A 17,757-nucleotide genomic window follows, 5' to 3' on the forward strand; every position below is an offset into this window, starting at 1 on the left:
GACGCCCATGCCGCTGGAGACGGTGAGTGCGAAGAAGGCGATGCGCACCCAGGAGACCGGGACGGCGAGATGCCCGGCCAGTCCCTGGGCGACGCCTCCCCGACCGCCGACCGGCCCGCCCGGCGCCGCCGGTGGGGCCGTGCCGACACCACCGGCCCCTCGCGCTGTCTCCTCAGTCATGCACACCATCGTGACGCCGCCGCGGCCCCGCGAACATCCGGGGCGGCCCGGAAGCGCCCCTGATCCCGGTGTCAGGGGCCGACCCTGATGCCCGCCGGGTCGCGCACGTGTGACGATCGGACCATGACGACCGCCCCACCCGTGCCCGCAGCCGACACGGAGGAGCCGCCGATCCGCAGGCTCTACCGCAGCGCGGAGGGCCGATGGCTCGGAGGCGTCGCCCAGGGACTGGCCGGGCATCTCGCCGTCCCGGTCTCCTGGGTGCGCATCGCCTTCTTCGCACTCACCGTCTCCAGCGGCATGGGCGTCGTGCTGTACGGCGTCTTCTGGTTCGTGGTCCCGCTGGGCACCGGGCCGCTGCCGCCGCGGCCGCACCCGGGGGCGACGCCGCCGGGCGGCAGCCGGCTGCGGCAGTACACGATCTACGTGCTCGCCGTGGCGATGCTGACGGTCGGCGCGGGCGTCTTCTGGAACAACGTCCAGTTCGAGATCTCCGGCGGCTACCTGTGGACGCTGGCGCTCATCGTCATCGGCGCCGCCCTGGTCTGGCGCCAGGCCGACGACTCGCGCCGCGCGCACTGGGCCAAGGTCACCCGCGGCAGCCGGTGGCTGCCGCTGGCCAGGTCCGCCGCCGGCGCGACGCTGGTGCTCATCGGCGTCGCCGGCTTCGTCGTCACCCGCGCCAGTGAGGACCTCAGCCGCGTCGTGCAGGCCGCGCTCGCCGTGCTGGTCGGCACCGCGCTGCTGGCCGGGCCCTACCTGGTGAGAATCCTGCAGGACCTCAACGAGGAGCGCACCATGCGCATCCGGGCGCAGGAACGGGCGGAGGTCGCCGCCCACGTCCACGACTCGGTGCTGCACACCCTCACCCTGATCCAGCGCAACGCGACCGACCACCGCGAGGTCTCCCGGCTCGCCCGCGCACAGGAACGCGAACTCCGCGCCTGGCTGCACAAGTCGGCCGAGGCCACCAACGGCGTCACCGTCGACGACGAGGAGACCCGCACCTTCTCCGAGACGGTCAAGGCGACCGTCGCAGAGGTGGAGGACCACCACGGCGTCCCCATCGAGGTGGTGTGCGTCGGCGACTGCCCCGTCGACGAGCCGCTGGGCGCGCTCCTCCAGGCCGCCCGGGAAGCCATGGTCAACGCCGCCAAGTACGGTGGCGAGGGCGGGCCGGTGCAGGTGTTCGCCGAGGTCGAGGGCCGGGAGGTGTTCGTCTCCGTGCGCGACCGCGGCCCCGGCTTCGACCTGGACGACGTGCCCACCGACCGGATGGGCGTCCGCGAGTCGATCATCGGCCGGATGCAGCGCAACGGCGGAAGAGCCCGGGTACGGTCGGTACCCGGCGAGGGAACCGAGGTGGAACTGACGATGGAGCGCGCCGAATGAGCCACGACCCGCAGTACGGAACCGGCGGATTGCCCAACGCCCCGGGCTCGGGCGGTGACCCGGCGGCCGGTCGCCGGTCGCGCGTCGTCCTCGTCGACGACCACCGCATGTTCCGCGCCGGGGTGCAGGCCGAGATCGGCCGCACCGCCGAGACCGGCGTCGAGGTCGTCGGCGAGGCCGGCGACGTCGACCAGGCGGTGAGCGTCATCCGCGCCACCCGGCCCGACGTGGTCCTGCTCGACGTGCACCTCCCGGGCGGCGGCGGCGTCGAGGTGCTGCGGCGCAGCGCCGAGCTGATGGGCGCGGCGACCGACCCGGTGCGGTTCCTCGCACTGTCGGTCTCCGACGCCGCCGAGGACGTCATCGGCGTCATCCGCGGCGGCGCCCGCGGGTACGTCACCAAGACCATCACCGGCAACGACCTGGTCAACGCGATCTTCCGCGTCGCCGACGGCGACGCGGTCTTCTCGCCGCGGCTCGCGGGCTTCGTGCTGGACGCCTTCGCCTCCTCGGACGCGGCACCCGCCGACGAGGACCTGGACCGGCTGACGCAGCGCGAGCGCGAGGTGCTGCGGCTCATCGCCCGCGGCTACGCGTACAAGGAGGTCGGGAAGGAGCTGTTCATCTCGGTCAAGACGGTGGAGTCCCACGTCTCGGCCGTGCTGCGCAAGCTCCAGCTCTCCAACCGCCACGAGCTGACCCGCTGGGCGACCGCCCGCCGCCTGATCTGAGCCACCCGGCACCGCCCCGCAGGACCGGTCCGTCGCCATCGTCGAGAAGCTACGAAAGGGCACCCCGTGACGTCCGAGTCCCCCCGTTGGTTCACGTCTTCCTTCAGTGAGAACGGCGGTCAGTGCGTGGAGGTCGCTATCAACCTCCACGCGACCACCGGCACGGTCCCCGTCCGCGACTCCAAGAACCCCACCGGTGCTGTCCTCACAGTCCCCACTGCCGTCTTCAGCGGCTTCGTGAACGGCCTCACGTCGGGCGCCTTCGACAACTGAGCGCAACCCCGCACCTCGACGCCCCACCGCGCCTCGCGCGGTGGGGCCGCGTCACACCGACGTCGTCGGGTCTCCACTGCACGACGGCGGGGAACCACGTAGCCACCCACGCCGGTCGCTGCCTAGCATCGCTCCCCGAGCCGCAACGGCCCTGCCGGGACCGGTTCTCACCGTCACTGCCGCCGCCTTAACTCCTTTCGTCTACGCCCGCGTGCTGGGGAGTGTTCGGCACCTGCATCCGCCGGCATGCGACGGGCCGCTGGTGCGGCGCGGGGTTGCTTGGAGTCAGGTGGCGGCGTAGGTGTCTGCTTGGGCGCGCCACATGGTGGCGTAGAGGCCGTTCTGGGCGGTGAGGGTGGTGTGGTTGCCGTCTTCGGCGATGGTTCCGTTGTCGAGGACGATGATGCGGTCGGCGGTGCGGGTGGAGCCGAGGCGGTGGGTGATGAGGATGACGGTGCGGCCTGTTGCGAGGGTGCGGATGCGGTCGTAGACGGCTTCTTCGGCGAGGGGGTCGAGTGCGGAGGTGGGTTCGTCGCAGATGAGGACGGGGCTGTCGCGGTAGAACGCGCGGGCTGTTGCGATGCGTTGCCATTGGCCGCCGGAGAGGTCGCGGCCTCCCCAGTGGCTGGGTGCGAGGTTGGTGGCCAGGCCGTCGGGGAGGGTGGCCAGGACGGTGTCGGCTCCGGCGGCTCGGGCGGCGGCGTGGATGCGGTCCGCGTGCTGGTCGCCTTGGCCGAGGGTGATGTTCTCGGCTGCGGTGACGGGCCAGCGGGCGAAGTGCTGGGGGAGCATGGCCAGGCGGGCCCAGCGCTGCTCGGGGTCGGTTCGGGTGAGGTCGATGCCGTCCCAGGTGACGGTGCCGTGGGTGGGTTCGTACAGGCCGGCGAGGAGTTTGGCGAGGGTGGACTTGCCGGAGCCGTTGGCGCCGACGATGGCGAGGACTTGGCCGCGGTGGATGGTGAGGTCGATGTCCTTGAGGGCGGGGGAAGCTGCGTGGGGGTAGTGGAAGGTCAGCCTCGCCGCGGTGATGGAGCGCGGGTTGTCCGGCACGGGAAGGACCCCGCCTGCAGTTTCGGGAAGGTCCTCGCCGGGGGCGGTGCTTTGGGTGCCGGCGGGGTGGTTTTGCTGGGTGAAGGTCTGCCAGTCGGCGAGGTAGAGGCCCTTGAGGTAGGTGGTGTTGATGCCGTGGATCAGTCCGATGAGGAGGCGTTGGCTGGTCTGGACGGCGATGAAGGCGGTGCCGGCCGCTTCGGGGGCGATCCGGCCGGTGGCGGCGAGCCCGAGCAGGGCGGCGTAGACGCCCATGGTTGCGGTGCCGGCGATGGCGTCGCCGATGAGCTGGTAGCGGGCTCGGGTTCGCCCGACGTAGGCGGCTGCTTCCTCCAGGCGCGCGGTGAGTTCGGTGAAGCGGGCAAGGAGCCAGGGGCGCATGGTGCAGGCCCGTACTTCCAGGGCGGTGGCGCGGCCGGCGGTGTGGTAGATCCAGGTGTGTCGCAGGCGCCGGTCGGCGAGAGTGTGTTCGTCCGCCCGGTGGGCTGCGCGGGCGCCACGCGCGGCCGCCCACCCGCGTGGAACGACGGCCAGGAGCAGCAGTGGGGCGAGGAGAGGGTGGAGGCTGACGAGGACTCCGGCGGCGGCGGCGATTCCGAGGATGGCTCCGGTGACGTCGCTGAGTGCGGCGACCATGAGGTGGGCGTCCTTGGAGGCGCGACTGGCGGCTTCGCTGCGGTCGCACCAGGCCGGGTCGTCGTATGCGGCCAGGGGGGCGCGGGTCGCGGCGTCGAGGTAGGCGTGCTCGGCGACGCCGTCGACCTTGGGCCCGGTGCGGGCGTTGGTGGCCAGAGTGAGGGCGGCGATCAGAGACCGGAGGGCTGCGGCTGCGCCGACGACGATCAGTGAGGGCAGCGCTTGCTGGAGGCGTTCCTCGGTGGGGCCGCCGGCGAACAGCGGGGCGAGGGCGGTGGTCGTGGCGTAGAGGCCGACCGCGGTGACGGCGGCCGACAAGAGTTGGAGGAGGCCGGTCAGCAGGAGCGCGCGTCGGTCGGCGTGCCAAGCCAGGCGTAGCAGGGCGGTGGAGAGTGCGGGGAGGCGGCGGGTGATGGCCCACCAGGAGCTCTCGAGTGCGTGCTCGTTGTGGCGTTCGGCGCTGACGGCGTAGCGGGGGATGGGCGCGGGGGCGGGCTTCCTGCGGGTGCGGGGGTGGGGGACTCGTGGGGTTGTCATACCTGCGCAACGACGGCGGTTCGTCGGTGGTGACTGTGGATAACCAGAACGTTTGTGAACGGGTGTTCGGAGTTTCACCCCATCTTGTCGGCTCGAATGAAACTGCTGGTCACAGGCGTGCGGCGGTGATGTAGGGCCAGGGGCGGTCGTCGGCGCTCTGCCCGATGATGTGGGTGGCGGTCTCGGTCCAGGCGTGAGCAGCAACGGGTGCGGGGCGCGCGCCCAGGCACAGGGTGAGGCGGTCGCCTCGTAGCCGGGCGGCCAGGGTGGTGGCGAGCGATTCCTCCAGGCATGCGAACCGGCCGGGCCACCGGCGGCCTGCGCGGATGACCGCCGTGTGTAGGGCTGCCGCCCGCGCCGCCGCCGTTTCCCGGCGGGAGAACCGCGCGGCGGCCGTGACCCACCCGAGGGTGACCCGAATCGGCAGTAGGTGCAGCGAAGCGAGCGCGGCGATCGTGGCGAGGGCCACCGCGGCCCGGTCGGCTCCAGACAGACGCTCCCCACCGTTCTCGGCAGGCGCCGCGTCCCCCGCGGTGCGGGGCGTGGACGGGAGGTAGAGAACTGCGGTCGACGAGGCCGCCCGGGGCGCAGCGCGCTGCGGCGGCGGCAGGTAGTCGGTGCCGGCCGAGATCTGACCGGGGTCCCGCCACGGCGCTGCCCACGCGCGCGTTCGCTCCCGCCACCCCGATCTTCTGGTCGCTGCGTCGCTGGGGCTGGAGCTGAGCGCTCGCCACGTCTGGGCGGCGGCCGGGTTCAGGTGAAGCCAGCGGCCCCGGCCGCGACGGGTGTCCATGAGAGCTGCGCCTCCGTCGGGCAGGAAGGCGGTGTAGACGTTTCTCTTCACGGTGTGCTCCCCCTGGTGGTGGTCCAGCGCACCGGCCGGTCGTCGGTGCGGGTGAGCCAGAGCTCGGTGGCGACCAGTGCGTGCAGTGCTCCCAGCGGTGCGGGCGCGCCCCCGGCGGCTGCGGCGAGTTGCGCGGCGACTGCGCGGGTGTCGATCAGTCCGTCAGCCTTGAGGCGCGAGGCGTCGAGAATGCCGGCGAGGGTGGTGTGGTTGCGGACTAGGCCGCGGTACAGGCTGGCGGAGAAGCTGGTCTTGGTCCGCCGGTTCAGGAGCCAGTCGGGAACCAGGCCCTGCAACGCTCGCGCGGCCAGGGGCTTGTAGAGGCCGGGCGCGACCCGGTCTCGGGCGGGGATCGCCATGGCTGCGCCCACGACGGCATGGTCCAGGAGCGGGGCGTGGACGGTCAGTCCCCAGCGCTGACGTGCGATTTGCTGGTAGGCGGCGTGGCTGGCCGCCATGAACTCCAGCCCCAAGCGGTCGTGTGTCCGGTCGGGCGCGGCGGTCGGGTCGGCGCGGTGCGCCGCGTCGGTGAGGACGTCGGCAACCAGGACCCGGCCCGCTGGCATCAGCCATGGTGCGGCCGGTGAGGTTCCGCACCATGCGAGGTCGGCGGCCGGGCAGGGGGCGGGCGGGCGGTGGCCGGCTCGCAGGTCGGCGCTCGCGCGGTGCAGGGCGTGCGGATATGAGGTGCTTGCGGTGGTGCGGGCCTGTCGTCTCACCGCTCGGGCCGAGGCCGTCCGGCCGCGGGCGTAGTCGGTGGTCCGGGTGGTTGCGGCGGTGCGAGGGCCGTCCCGCCACAAGTCGGCCAGGTACTGGGGTGCGGCGCCGAAGACGTTGTCGCCGCCGCGGCCGGTGAGGTGGTGGCGGGCGCCGGCGGCGCGAGCAGGAGCGAACTGGGCATCTTTGATCGCCAACAGGCCCAGGGCCAGGGCGGGCGTGTCCGTTGCGGGGAGGGCCGCACTGTCCTGCAGGAGATCGAAGTGCGCGGCCCCGGATGCCCGGCCGTCGACGAGGTGGTGGTCCAGCCGCGGGTTCTCCGCGGCGAGGCGGCGGGCGTAGTGGACGTCGTCGCTGTTGACCAAGTCCTGGTCGGTATAGGTAAGCGCGGGCAGGGGACGGGCTGCCGTTCGGGCCGCGAGCGCGGTGACGCAGCCGCTGTCGACGCCACCGGACAGGTCGGTGGAGAGGTCACCCAGCTCAACCCGACCATTCACCGCCCGCAGCACAGCGGCCCGCAGGAGACCGGCGCCGTCCTCGAACGAGAGCGCGGCCAGTTCCGGAACAGGGCGCAGGGTAGGTGTACCGACTGCGAGCAGGCGCAGCGCACTGCCGGGCGGGACCCGGTGGATGCCGAGGAACGGGGACCGCTCCCCCACCTCCACACCGGTGAGCACGAGACGGCTCAGGAGCGCGCCGGGATCAGGGCCGGCCCCGGTGAGACCGGCGAGCGCGAGGGCGGAGGTCGACCACCACACCCGCCCGGCATGCCGAGTCCAGAACACCGTGACGACCCCAGCGCGGTCACCCACCAACCACAGCCCTCCGTCGCCGGTGGACACGGCGGTCAGGCCGGAGCCCGGGAGCGAGGCCGTCCGCGTTAGGTCACCGCCCGCTGCGGCGTCGAGCGCCTCGCTGCGCTCCGCCGGTGTTGCCAGGCACGTGCCTGCGCGCACCAGGTAACCGCGTGGCGTGGAGCAGCTGGTGATCTCGCTGGCGTCGTGGTCACAGGCCCACGCGGGCCAGGGGCCCAGCTCGGTGACGGTGAGCGCACCCACCGGCTGGTGCGGTGGCGGGCAGAATGGGGTGGTGCCGGCGATGAAACGCATCGGGCCTCCAGGCGCAAGAAGCGGATCGTGCCCTGCGGACCGACAGGGGAGGCGGGCCGCAGGGCACGTGGTTGCTGGACTTCGGGTAGAAGCCAGCGGAGTTAGTGCCAGTACTCGGTGTCGTCGGGCTTGTCGAAGCCGGCCGACCCCAAGGTCACCTCCTGCACCGTGCCGAGGTCAGCGACCAGCGGCTCGCGCTGCTCCGGGTGGTGGTCGTCGATCGTGTCCATGCGCGTCGTCCTTCGGTGAGAACCGGGGCCCGCGGTCTGCGCGGGCCCCGGGGTGCGGGTCAGGACTTGGCGGGCGCGCCCTTGAAGTACTCGCTGTCGTCGGCGTCGTCCTCGGTCGCCCACCCGAGGGTGGAACCGAGAACCGTGCCCAGGTCGGTCGCGACGCCCTCCACGGGCAGCTCCCGCGAGTCGCTGGTGTCCATGACGCTCTCCCTTCGGCCGGCCGGGGCCACTCCCCGGCTGCCACACCAGGACACCGCCTCCAAGCGCTGCGGCCCCAGGGGCCGGGAAGCAGCGATGCGCTGCGCTCGTTTCCCGCAGCAGCGCGGTGCGGCATGCTGCGAACCGGTGCGAACCCGCGCCGGTGGCTTATCGAACCGACGGATATGGGCATATCGTCTAGCGGGCAGCACGGCTCGATCGCCCCGAGGAAGGGTCCTCCCGTCGTGACCGATCGCCGCAACACCCTGCTCGCCCACTGGGTCAGCCGGGCACACGTCAGCTACGGCCGGTTAGCCACTGAACTGGCGCGTACCGCAGCCGACCACGGCCACCGAGACATCCGTCCGGACCGCTCGCGAGTCGCGCGCTGGATCACCAACGGGGAACAGCCACGGCCACCGGTCCCCGACCTCCTGGCAGCCACACTCACCCGCCTGTGCCATCTGCCGCGCCCACTGACCCCGACCGATCTGGGACTCGTACTCGCCCCCCGCTCCCCGACGCCCACAGGAAGCTGGCACCCTCAAGCCGTCGTAGCCTCTCTCCTCCACACCACCCGGAGCGACGCCATGTCGGACGACGCCACCCCGGTACCCGCCCGCCTCCTGGCTGGCCCCGAACTACTGCGAGCCGCACAAGGCTGGCTCCACCTCCCCGACCCCGATGTCCTCACTCCGCGACGGCCCGGACGCATCGGGACAGCCGATGTCCTCGCCATCCAGCAGACCACCGACGCCTTCCGCCAACTGGACAATGCCCACGGCGGCGCGCTGTGCCGCCGTGCGGTCGTCGGACAGCTCCACCACGTCACCGAACTCGCCGGACACGGCTCCTCCACCGACACCGTCGCCCGCGGCCTGTTCGTCGCCGTCGCCGACCTTGCCTCCGTCGCCGGCTGGATGACCCACGACATCGGCCGCCACGCCGAATCCCAGCGCTACTTCCTCCTCGGACTCCAAGCCGCCAAACAAGCCGGTCCCGCCGGCCTCGCGATCGCCGCGCACATCCTGAACTGCCTCGCCCGCCAGGCAAATCACCTCAACCGCCCCGCCGACGCCCTCGACCTCGTCCAAGCCGCTCAGTACGGCACCAGGAAGCTCCCACCCGGCCGCCTCCACGCGCTCCTCGCAACCCTCGAAGCCCGCTGCCATGCCGTACTCGGCCAGCTGCCCGCAACCGCCCGAGCCCTCGGCACCGCCGACCACCACCTGGCCGTGGACGCCCCCGACGCAGCGCCGTCCTGGGCCGAATGGTTCGACACCGCCGAACACCACGTCACCGTCGGCGTCTGCGAACTCCTGGCAGCCCACCACGACCCCACCCGCGCCCAGCACGCCATCGAGATGGTCCAACGCGGAACCACGGCACGCCCGCAAGAACGAACGCGCTCCCGTGCCTTCGACCAGATCCTCCTCGCACGCGCCCACCTCGCCGCCGACCAACCCGACGCCGCCGACACGGCAACCACCGACGCCTTGGCCCTGTTCGGCCGAGCCACCTCGACACGAGTCGCCGACCGCCTCACCGAACTCGACCACGAACTCAGCCGGCACCCCAGCACCACAGCCGCCACCATCCGCGAACGCCTACGACCCGCACTCGTAGCCGACGCCACCCCAGGCAACGCAAGCTCCTGACACCGCACCACAACCAGAGTCAGCTGCCGCTCCCGGAGCGCCCGGAGCGTCGGCCGCACATCGTCGTAGAGGTCCGACTCACCCAGGTGCTCACCCCGCCCGGCGGCCTCGCGCGCCGCGTACTCCGCCGCGATGTCCAACCCCGGCCTGATGAGCCGCAGTGCGTCCGCGTTGTCCCGCCCCTGAGCCACGACCGCACCGACGAGCGCCGACACCGTGTGACGCGGCACTCCGAGCCAGTCGGCCCAACTGCCCCAGTGCCGGTCGTCGCAGACCAGGGTCTCCCCGACGTCGAACGCCACACAGCGGATCGTCATGGCCGCAGGCTACCCAGAGGCGGCCGGCGAGCCACGTCGGATCGTCCGCCGCCCGTGGGGCCGAGCCCTGGCGGCGCTGGGTTGAGCCCGCCGCCAGAACCCGCCCCTCCGCTCAGGCGCGGTCGGCGGCGGCGCGGGCGGCCGCCTCGACGCGGTCGCGGTACTGCGCCCACCACTCCTTCTCCTGCTCCGGCAGGTTGTCACCGGCGCTGCGCAGCCCGACGGCGCCGTCGACCTGCTCGCGGAGGATGTCGGCGTGGCCCGCGTGCCGGTGGGTCTCGGTGGCGACGTGGACCAGGATGCGGTGCAGGTTGACGGCGCCGTTCCCGCCCCACCAGGGGACCTGCCCCGTCGACTCCAACGTCAGCTCGGTGATCGTGGTGTCGGAGTGCGCCCAGGCGCGCCGGTAGAGGTCGACGATCTCCTCGCGGCTCTCCTCGGGCGTCGCCCACATGTCGATGTTGGGGACGTCGTGCTGCTCCATCCACGCCGGGGCGTCCGGCACGGGTCGGCCGAAGACCAGGCCGAAGTACCCCATCTCGACTCCGGCGTTGTGCTTCACCAGCCCCAGCAGGTTGCTGCCGGTCGGCGTCAGCGGGCGACGGACGTCGTACTCCGAGAGGCCGTCCAGCTTCCAGAGCAGCGCGTCCCGCCCCTCCTGGAGGTAGGAGCGGAGGGTTTCCTTGGGGTCCGAGAGCTTCATGTCGGCAGTGTTCCACCGGCCACTGACAGTCGCCCCGGCTCCGCCGCGCAGCACGCCCCGGAGCGCCGGGGACAACCCGGTTGCCGGGTGGCGGCGGGCGGGCGAGCATGTGTCGCATGTCCGCACCCGCCCAGCCCCCGCGACAGCCTGTGCACCCGTTCCCGCACTCCGACCGGCTGCGGCTCCGGCCGCTGACCGAGACCGACGTCCCGGCCCTGCACGCGCTCCACAACGACCCCGAGGTGATGCGGTACCTCACCGGCGGCGCGCCGGTGTCGGTGGAGCACGTCCGGGCGGTGGAGCTGCCGCGAATGAACCGGCACTTCGACGCGGCGGACGGCCCGGGTTTCTGGGGTGCGGAGCGCCGTGACGGGGAGGGCGGGCTGCTCGGCTGGTTCGAGCTGCGCCCCCTCGACACGAACGGCGGCGGGGTGTTCGAGCTGGGCTACCGGCTCCGCCGGGACGCCTGGGGCCGGGGGTACGCCTCGGAGGGCGGCCGGCTGCTGGTGCGGCGCGCGTTCGAGCGGCTCGGCGCGCGACGGGTCACGGCCGACACGATGGCGGTCAACACCGCCTCCCGCCGCGTGATGGAGCGGTGCGGCCTGCGGTACCTGCGCAGCTACACCGAGGACTGGCCGGAGCCGCTGCCCGGCTCGGAACACGGCGAGGTCGAGTACGTCATCGACCGGGCGGAGTGGGAGGCCCAGCGCCTGCCCGCCGACGAGCAGCCGGACAGCCGGCGTTGACGGCCGGGCCCCGGCCCCGGAGACGCACCACGAACGCCGCCGGGCCGGCGGGTCCGCGTCTGTGCGGTCCCGCCGGCCCGGCGGTGTGCGGCGCAGCGGCTCGGCTGCGGCGCGGGCGCGGGCCGTCTCACGGGCCGGCGCTCACTCCCACTCGATGGTGCCCGGGGGCTTGCTGGTCACGTCGAGGGTGACGCGGTTGATGTCGCGGACCTCGTTGGTGATGCGGTTGGAGATCGTCGCGAGCACGTCGTAGGGCAGCCGCGACCAGTCGGCGGTCATGGCGTCCTCGGAGGAGACCGGCCGCAGCACGACCGGGTGACCGTAGGTGCGGCCGTCGCCCTGGACGCCGACGCTGCGGACGTCGGCGAGCAGCACGACCGGGCACTGCCAGATGTCGCGGTCCAGCCCGGCGGCGGTCAGCTCCTCGCGGGCGATGGCGTCGGCCTGCCGGAGCAGGTCCAGCCGCTCGCGGGTGACCTCGCCGATGATGCGGATGCCGAGGCCGGGGCCGGGGAACGGCTGGCGCTGCACGATCTCGTCGGGGAGCCCGAGCTCCTGGCCGACCATGCGGACCTCGTCCTTGAAGAGCTGCCGCAGCGGCTCGACCAGTTCGAACTCCAGGTCCTCGGGGAGGCCGCCGACGTTGTGGTGGGACTTGATGTTGGCGGTGCCGGTGCCGCCGCCGGACTCGACGACGTCCGGGTAGAGGGTGCCCTGGACGAGGAAGGCGACGTCCTCGCCGTCGCTGTCCGCGTCGGCGATGATCTCGGCCTGCGCCTGCTCGAAGACGCGGATGAACTCGCGGCCGATGATCTTCCGCTTCTCCTCGGGGTCGGTGACCCCGGCGAGGGCGTTCAGGAACCGCTCGGAGGCGTCGACGACCTTCAGCTGCGCGCCGGTCGCGGCGACGAAGTCCTTCTCGACCTGCTCGGTCTCACCGGTCCGCATCAGGCCGTGGTCGACGTAGACGCAGGTCAGCTGCGAGCCGATGGCCTCGTTGACCAGGGCGGCCGCGACAGCGGAGTCCACGCCGCCGGAGAGCCCGCAGATGGCGCGCTTGCTGCCCACGCGCTCCCGGATGAGGGCGACCTGCTCCTCGACGATGGACCCGGCGGTCCAGGTCGGGGCGATGCGCGCACCGCGGTACAGGAAGTGCTCCAGCACCTGCTGGCCGAAGGTCGAGTGCATGACCTCCGGGTGGTACTGCACGCCGTAGAGGCGGCGCTCGTCGTCCTCGAAGGCGGCGACGGGGACCTGGCCGGTGGAGGCCGTCACGGTGAAGCCCTCGGGCGCGGCCGAGCAGGCGTCGCCGTGCGACATCCAGACGACCTGCTCGTCGGGGGTGCCCTCGAAGAGGGTGGAGCCCGACTTGGAGACGGTCAGGTCGGTGCGGCCGTACTCGCGGGCACCGTTGTTGTCGACGGTGCCGCCGAGGGTGGTGGCCATCAGCTGGAAGCCGTAGCACATGCCGAAGACCGGCACCCCGGCCTCGAACAGCGCGCGGTCGATCGACGGCGCGCCGTCGGCGTACACGGAGGAGGGCCCACCCGAGAGGATGATCGCCTTCGGCTCCTTGGCGAGCATCTCCGCCACCGGCATGGTGGACGGCACGATCTCGCTGAAGACGCGGGCCTCGCGGACCCGGCGGGCGATGAGCTGTGCGTACTGCGCGCCGAAGTCGACGACGAGCACGGTGTCGGGGGCCGTCGGGCGGGACGATGCCACGTGGAGCTGCCTTCCAGCGGTGGAGCGGGGTAGGGGGCCGAGTCTACCGGCCGCCGCCGTCTCACCATCCGGTCGTCCGGCGGGCGCCGGAGCCCCCGCGCGCCGGGCGGTGGCATACTGGCGCGCATGATGCGGCACGCAGCGTTCTTTACCTATGGCACCGGCCCGGCCGGCTGCCAGGTGAAGCGCTGTCTACCGCACTGACAACGACTTTCCGCAGCGTCCCGGGCCGGTTCGGCCCGGGACGCCGTCGTTTCCGGGCCGTGCCGCCCCGGGGTGCTTCTCCGAAGGAGACCCCATGACGATCACGACATCGACCGGCACCGCCACCCTGGACGCGCCCGCCACGACGCCGGACGCCACGACGCCGCCCGCACCGGCGGGCCCGCCCACCGCTCCCACCGCCGAGCGCGACGACGCGGAGTGGACGGGGGCGCGGACCCCGGAGGCGGCCGAGCTGGTCAGCGGCGCGCGCGAGCACATCGACGTGTTGGACGCCCGCATCCTGGCGCTCATCGGGGAGCGCCGGGCGGTCTCCGAACAGATCCAGCGGGCGAGGGTGGGCTCCGGCGGCCGTCGGGTGAGTCTCGCGCGCGAGATGGAGATCCTGGAGCGCTACCGCGAGGAGCTGGGCCCGTCGGGCACCCGGATGGCGATGCTGCTGCTGGAGCTGTGCCGGGGCCGGTCCTGAGACACGCCGAGGCCTGACCCGGAGGGACGCCGAGCGGGGCGGGCCGAGCGGGGGCCGGCCGGGGGCGGCGGTGACGGAATGCGTACGGGCCTGCGGAGAGGGGTTTCCGTGCGCGCGGCGTGTACCGGGGTCACCCGTACGGCACGTGACCCCCGCGCCGCCGGTTCGTTGAACGGGGTACTTCCGGAACGAAGAGGCACACCGCCCTGGCATGGCAAGGGTGTTGGCCGTGGGACCTCGTTCCGGCTGGTGGCCGGGCAGCAGGGGACAGCAGGCCGGTCACGACTCGGTGGTCGGTTCCCGGGACGCCGGGAACCGACCGCTTCGACCAAGCGTTGGGGTGGTGTGAACACATTCCGTCCGGGTGTTCTGGGTAGAGGTGTTCTGAGAACGGCTGGTCGACGGCCACGGCTCCGGGTGGGGTCAGGGTGAGGTCGACCGCCGTTCGGCGGGCCGAGCCATCGGCTCCGACAGCAGCGGTGCATCGCCTCCCCCCGGGCGACCACCGCACGGGTACCGGCGCCGCCCTGTCGCCGGTACCGGCGAAGCGGCCCCCGGTCGGCGTCTCCCCCCGGACGCCGGACCGGGGGCCCTTCTGCTGCCCCGGCCGAGCCCACGGCGGAGAACCGGCGCACGCCCGCGCCGCGAAGCCTCTTCCGGCGGCCTGGTCCGCCGCGCCGCGGCACCACGGCGGTACGGCGGAGTCCCAGGGCGGCCGGACACCATCCGAACGATCACGGTGATCCGCCGCGCGGTGTCGTGGTCGGCGTTCCCGCCCGGACACGGCGCGAGCGGACCGCCCCCGGCGCCGGCTCGCCGACGCCGCCTGCTCACACAAAGGCACAGCCCCGGCGACGTGGCCACAGGCCGGCGGTCCACCGGGGCTTTCACGTCCCACCGTACCCAGCTCCCGAGCCCGAGAAGTCCGGATGCTCGGCGGACCGGGTCGAACGCCCCCGGTCGGGCCCGGAACGGACCACCGTGCCGTGCCCTCCTCAGCAGCGCCGCCGGTCGCGCGTCCCCGTCCGGGGTCAGGGCAGGCGCAGCGTCTTCAGGGCCTTCAGCGAGACCGACATGAGCGCCGCGAACTGGCGGTCGTCCATGCCGAGGGAGGGGGCCAGCGGCAGCAGCCGCTGCTGGGCGACGGTCTGCGCCTCGGTGTACTTCAGCAGCCCTTCCGCGCCGTGGCGGCGGCCGAGTCCGGAGTCGCCCATGCCGCCCATGGTCGCGGCGACCGACCCGTAGGCGGCGGCGAAACCGTCGTTGATGCCGACGCTCCCGGTGCGCAGCCGTGCGGCGATCCGGCGGGCGCGGCGGCTGTCGCGGCTCCAGACCGAGGCGTTGAGGCCGTAGGCGGTGTCGTTGGCGAGGGCAACAGCCTCCTCGTCGTCCTCGACGCGGCGGACGGCGACGACCGGGCCGAAGGTCTCCTCGTGGTGGAGCCGCATGCCGGGGGTGACACCCGTCAGCACGGTGGGTTCGTGGAAGTACGGCCCCAGGTCGGGGCGGTGCCTGCCGCCGGTCAGCACGCGGGCGCCGAGGGAGACCGCGTCGTCGATGTGCCCGGTGACGCGGTCGAGTTGGGCCTGCGAGGAGAGCGAACCCATGTCGGTGCCCCAGGCCAGGGGCGCGCCGAGGCGCATGGCGCGGGTGAGCGCGACGAACCGCTCGGTGAACGCGTCGGCGACCGACACGTGCACCAGGATGCGTTCGGCGGAGATGCAGAGCTGACCGGCGGAGGAGAAGCACGCCCGCACCGCCCCGGCGGCCGCCTTCTCCACGTCGGCGTCGTCGAGGACCAGCAGGGAGTTCTTGCCGCCGAGTTCGAGGCTGGTGCCGACGAGCCGTTCGGCGGCCTGGGCGGCGACCCGGCGCCCGGTCGCGGTGGAGCCGGTGAACGCGACGTAGTCCGCGTGGGCGACGACCGCGGGCCCCACGACGGGGCCGTCGCCGATGACCATGCGCCACACGTCGGCCGGGAGTCCGGCCTCGACCATCAGCCGCCTCGCCCACAGCGCGGCGAGCGCACCCTCGGTGTCGGGCTTGGTGACCACGCCGTTGCCGGCAAGGAGCGCGGGCAGCGCGTCCTCGACGGTGAGTTCCAGCGGATAGTTCCAGGGCACGATCTGCCCGACCACACCGTGCGGTTGCCGGTTCTCGCGCACCCGCGTCAGCACCGGGACGGCGCCGGTACGGGCCCGGGTGCGCAGCAGCCCCGGGCCGCGGCGGCCGTAGTAGCGGGAGGCCAGGGCCGCGCCCAGCACCTCGTCGTGGGCGTGGGTGCGCGCCTTGCCGGTGTCCAGCTGGAGGAGGTCGAGCACCTCGTCCTGGCGGTCCAGCAGCAGGTCGTGGAAGCGGAGCACGACGGCGGCGCGTTCCCGCACGGGCCGCGCCGCCCACCGGGCGGCCGCGGCGCGGGCGGTGGCGAAGGCTTCCGCCACCTCGGCGGTGGTGGTGGCCGGGAGTTCGGCCAGCCGGTCGCCGGTGAGGGGGCTGTGGCAGGCGGTCCGCCCGCTGCCGGTGACGCCCGCTCCGAGCGATGCGGCCAGCTGCGGGGTGACCAGCTGTGCCGCTTTGTTCCGTGTGCGCTGTGGCCCGGTCATACCCGGGAGAGTACGACGGCGCTGCCGCGCGCGCCATGGTGCGAGGCGGTTCGGTCCGCCCGGCCGCGCTCAGCGCACGCGGTAGCTCTCGGCGATGGTCGGGAAGACCTCGGAGATCGCGTCGCGGTCGTCCTCGGTGCCCTGGACCATGACCACGTGGTAGTCATCGCCGATGAGCATGGCGCGGTTGCGGACGAACTGCCGGCCCTCGCCGCCGTCCCAGAGGAAGTCCCCCTCGGCCAGGGCGACCTGGCCGACGGTGATGCTGCGCAGGCTGCCGGACGACCGCCACGGCGCGTCACGGTAGCCCTGGAGCTCGGGCTGGCTCTGGAGCTGGTACTCCATGGGCGCCTCGCCGAACTCCGCCGCGCCGTCCCGGCCGGGCACCACGGTCAGCACCAGGCCGTCACCCTCGAAGGTGACCTGGCCGTCCGAGCCGGTGCCGCGCTCCCAGCCCTCGGGCAGCGCCAGGCCGAAGCCGGTCTCGTCGCTGACGGCCTCGAAGCCGTCGGGCGCGGGCACGGGCTCGTCGGTGGCCTCCGGGTCGTTGCCGCCCTCCTCCGGCTCCTCACCGGAACCGTCCGGGGCGGGGCCACCCTGGTCGGACGGCGAGCCGCCCGGCGAGGCGGTGTCGGTACGGTCCTCCTCCGACGGCATGAACAGCAGCGCGAAGGCCATCGCACCGGCGACCAGGCAGAAGACGGCGACGAGCAGCAGTCGGCCGAGGGCGCGCGGGCTGCCGCTGCGGCGCTTCCGCTTGGAGACGAGTTCGCCGCGGTGGCGGACGATGGGCAGCCTCGTCGGGTCGGACGGCCGCCCGGCCTCCAGCATCGGCGGCAGCGTCACCGTCCTTCGACCGACGTCCGGTTCGGGAGCGGACCGGATGATCGACCGCAGCCAGCCGCGGAGTTCCTCCTCGCTGGGACGCTCGGTGGGGTCCTGCCGCAGCAGCGACTCCACGACCGGGCGCAGCGCGCCGCACTCCTCGGCGAACGCCGGCTGCTCGGCGATGACGGCCTGGACCAGCTCGGCGACGCTGTCCTCGGGGTAGGGCGGGTGGCCCTGCACGGCGCGGAACAACAGGGCGCCCAGCGCCCAGAGGTCGGCGGCCGGGCCGACGGGCGGCGACAGCCGCCAGTGCTCGTGGACCGGCCCGGCCTGCTCGGGGGCCCAGCGCTCGGTGACGGCGCCGACCGTCGTCATGCGTGCCTGGCGGGCGCGGTCGGCCGCCAGCGCGTTGTCGGGGCCCCGGTAGCGTCCGGCGGCGCCCGGCACGATGCCCGTACCCGGTCGCCGCTCCGGGACCGCCTCGGCCTCCTGCACGGGGATCTTGGGCAGCTGTTCGGTGACCGCGTCGCGCGCGGGCGGCAGTGCCGGGGTGGCGCGGCCGTGCGGGTCGCGGGCGGGCGCGGGC

At 73.3% G+C, this 17,757-nt stretch carries 16 protein-coding genes and 1 pseudogene; 6 read left to right on the top strand and 11 right to left on the bottom strand.

Annotated elements, in window-relative coordinates:
• On the bottom strand, positions 1-180 hold a 180-nt coding region (locus tag HCN56_RS26435; RefSeq protein ID WP_245246572.1), incomplete at its 3' end, for a PspC domain-containing protein.
• Positions 181-303: 123 nt separating this feature from the next.
• Here HCN56_RS26435 and HCN56_RS14660 point away from each other — a divergent pair.
• From HCN56_RS14660 to HCN56_RS14670, 3 genes are all read left to right on the top strand, one after another.
• Positions 304-1,572, top strand: a complete 1,269-nt coding sequence (locus HCN56_RS14660; protein ID WP_167971215.1) for an ATP-binding protein — start codon at positions 304-306, stop codon at positions 1,570-1,572.
• On the top strand, positions 1,569-2,303 hold the full coding sequence (locus HCN56_RS14665; protein WP_167971216.1) for a LuxR C-terminal-related transcriptional regulator: 735 nt from the start codon (positions 1,569-1,571) through the stop codon (positions 2,301-2,303). Before HCN56_RS14660 ends, HCN56_RS14665 begins: the two co-directional genes overlap by 4 nt.
• Before the next feature lie 66 nt (positions 2,304-2,369).
• Positions 2,370-2,576: a DUF397 domain-containing protein gene (locus HCN56_RS14670; protein ID WP_167971217.1), complete on the top strand. Its 207-nt coding sequence runs from the start codon at positions 2,370-2,372 to the stop codon at positions 2,574-2,576.
• 285 nt (positions 2,577-2,861) lie between these two features.
• Here HCN56_RS14670 and HCN56_RS14675 read toward each other — a convergent pair whose 3' ends face one another.
• The 5 genes from HCN56_RS14675 to HCN56_RS14690 form a co-directional block, all read right to left on the bottom strand.
• A complete protein-coding gene (locus tag HCN56_RS14675) occupies positions 2,862-4,799 on the bottom strand; it encodes an ABC transporter ATP-binding protein (protein ID WP_167971218.1) in 1,938 nt (645 codons plus the stop codon).
• Positions 4,800-4,908: 109 nt separating this feature from the next.
• A complete protein-coding gene (locus HCN56_RS14680) occupies positions 4,909-5,643 on the bottom strand; it encodes a lasso peptide biosynthesis B2 protein (protein WP_312871235.1) in 735 nt (244 codons plus the stop codon).
• The gene (locus HCN56_RS14685) at positions 5,640-7,469 is read right to left on the bottom strand and encodes an asparagine synthase-related protein (RefSeq protein WP_167971219.1); all 1,830 of its coding nucleotides are present in this window, start codon (positions 7,467-7,469) and stop codon (positions 5,640-5,642) included. The genes HCN56_RS14680 and HCN56_RS14685 overlap by 4 nt, the downstream gene beginning before the upstream one ends.
• 101 nt (positions 7,470-7,570) lie before the next feature.
• Positions 7,571-7,699, bottom strand: a complete 129-nt coding sequence (locus HCN56_RS27010) for a hypothetical protein (RefSeq protein WP_280923277.1) — start codon at positions 7,697-7,699, stop codon at positions 7,571-7,573.
• 59 nt (positions 7,700-7,758) lie between these two features.
• The gene (locus tag HCN56_RS14690; protein ID WP_167971220.1) at positions 7,759-7,902 is read right to left on the bottom strand and encodes a hypothetical protein; all 144 of its coding nucleotides are present in this window, start codon (positions 7,900-7,902) and stop codon (positions 7,759-7,761) included.
• Between the two features lie 183 nt (positions 7,903-8,085).
• Between HCN56_RS14690 and HCN56_RS14695 the strand changes: the two genes are divergently transcribed.
• The gene (locus HCN56_RS14695; RefSeq protein ID WP_495502098.1) at positions 8,086-9,558 is read left to right on the top strand and encodes an NsdA family TPR-like regulatory protein; all 1,473 of its coding nucleotides are present in this window, start codon (positions 8,086-8,088) and stop codon (positions 9,556-9,558) included.
• 8 nt (positions 9,559-9,566) lie between these two features.
• Here the strand turns inward: HCN56_RS14695 and HCN56_RS26440 are convergent.
• Both HCN56_RS26440 and HCN56_RS14700 read right to left on the bottom strand, forming a co-directional pair.
• A pseudogene (locus HCN56_RS26440) lies at positions 9,567-9,875 on the bottom strand (HAD family hydrolase); the annotation flags it as partial.
• A 112-nt stretch (positions 9,876-9,987) separates the two neighbouring features.
• Positions 9,988-10,578 (bottom strand): DinB family protein, encoded by a 591-nt coding sequence (locus HCN56_RS14700; RefSeq protein ID WP_167971223.1) that lies wholly within the window; start codon positions 10,576-10,578, stop codon positions 9,988-9,990.
• Between the two features lie 116 nt (positions 10,579-10,694).
• Between HCN56_RS14700 and HCN56_RS14705 the strand changes: the two genes are divergently transcribed.
• The gene (locus tag HCN56_RS14705; protein ID WP_167971225.1) at positions 10,695-11,324 is read left to right on the top strand and encodes a GNAT family N-acetyltransferase; all 630 of its coding nucleotides are present in this window, start codon (positions 10,695-10,697) and stop codon (positions 11,322-11,324) included.
• A gap of 141 nt (positions 11,325-11,465) precedes the next feature.
• Here HCN56_RS14705 and guaA read toward each other — a convergent pair whose 3' ends face one another.
• Positions 11,466-13,049, bottom strand: a complete 1,584-nt coding sequence (gene guaA, locus HCN56_RS14710; RefSeq protein ID WP_167971226.1) for a glutamine-hydrolyzing GMP synthase — start codon at positions 13,047-13,049, stop codon at positions 11,466-11,468.
• Positions 13,050-13,347: 298 nt separating this feature from the next.
• Here guaA and HCN56_RS14715 point away from each other — a divergent pair, with 298 nt between their 5' ends.
• Positions 13,348-13,740, top strand: coding sequence for a chorismate mutase (locus HCN56_RS14715; RefSeq protein ID WP_167971227.1), 393 nt, complete (start codon positions 13,348-13,350; stop codon positions 13,738-13,740).
• A gap of 1,031 nt (positions 13,741-14,771) precedes the next feature.
• Here the strand turns inward: HCN56_RS14715 and HCN56_RS14720 are convergent.
• Both HCN56_RS14720 and HCN56_RS14725 read right to left on the bottom strand, forming a co-directional pair.
• Positions 14,772-16,343 (bottom strand): succinic semialdehyde dehydrogenase, encoded by a 1,572-nt coding sequence (locus HCN56_RS14720; protein WP_167971228.1) that lies wholly within the window; start codon positions 16,341-16,343, stop codon positions 14,772-14,774.
• A 69-nt stretch (positions 16,344-16,412) separates the two neighbouring features.
• The coding region (locus tag HCN56_RS14725) for a serine/threonine kinase C-terminal domain-containing protein (protein ID WP_512700874.1) at positions 16,413-17,757 on the bottom strand (1,345 nt) is incomplete at its 5' end.

The organism is Streptomyces lonarensis, assembly GCF_012033735.1.
Classification (GTDB): domain Bacteria; phylum Actinomycetota; class Actinomycetes; order Streptomycetales; family Streptomycetaceae; genus Streptomyces; species Streptomyces lonarensis.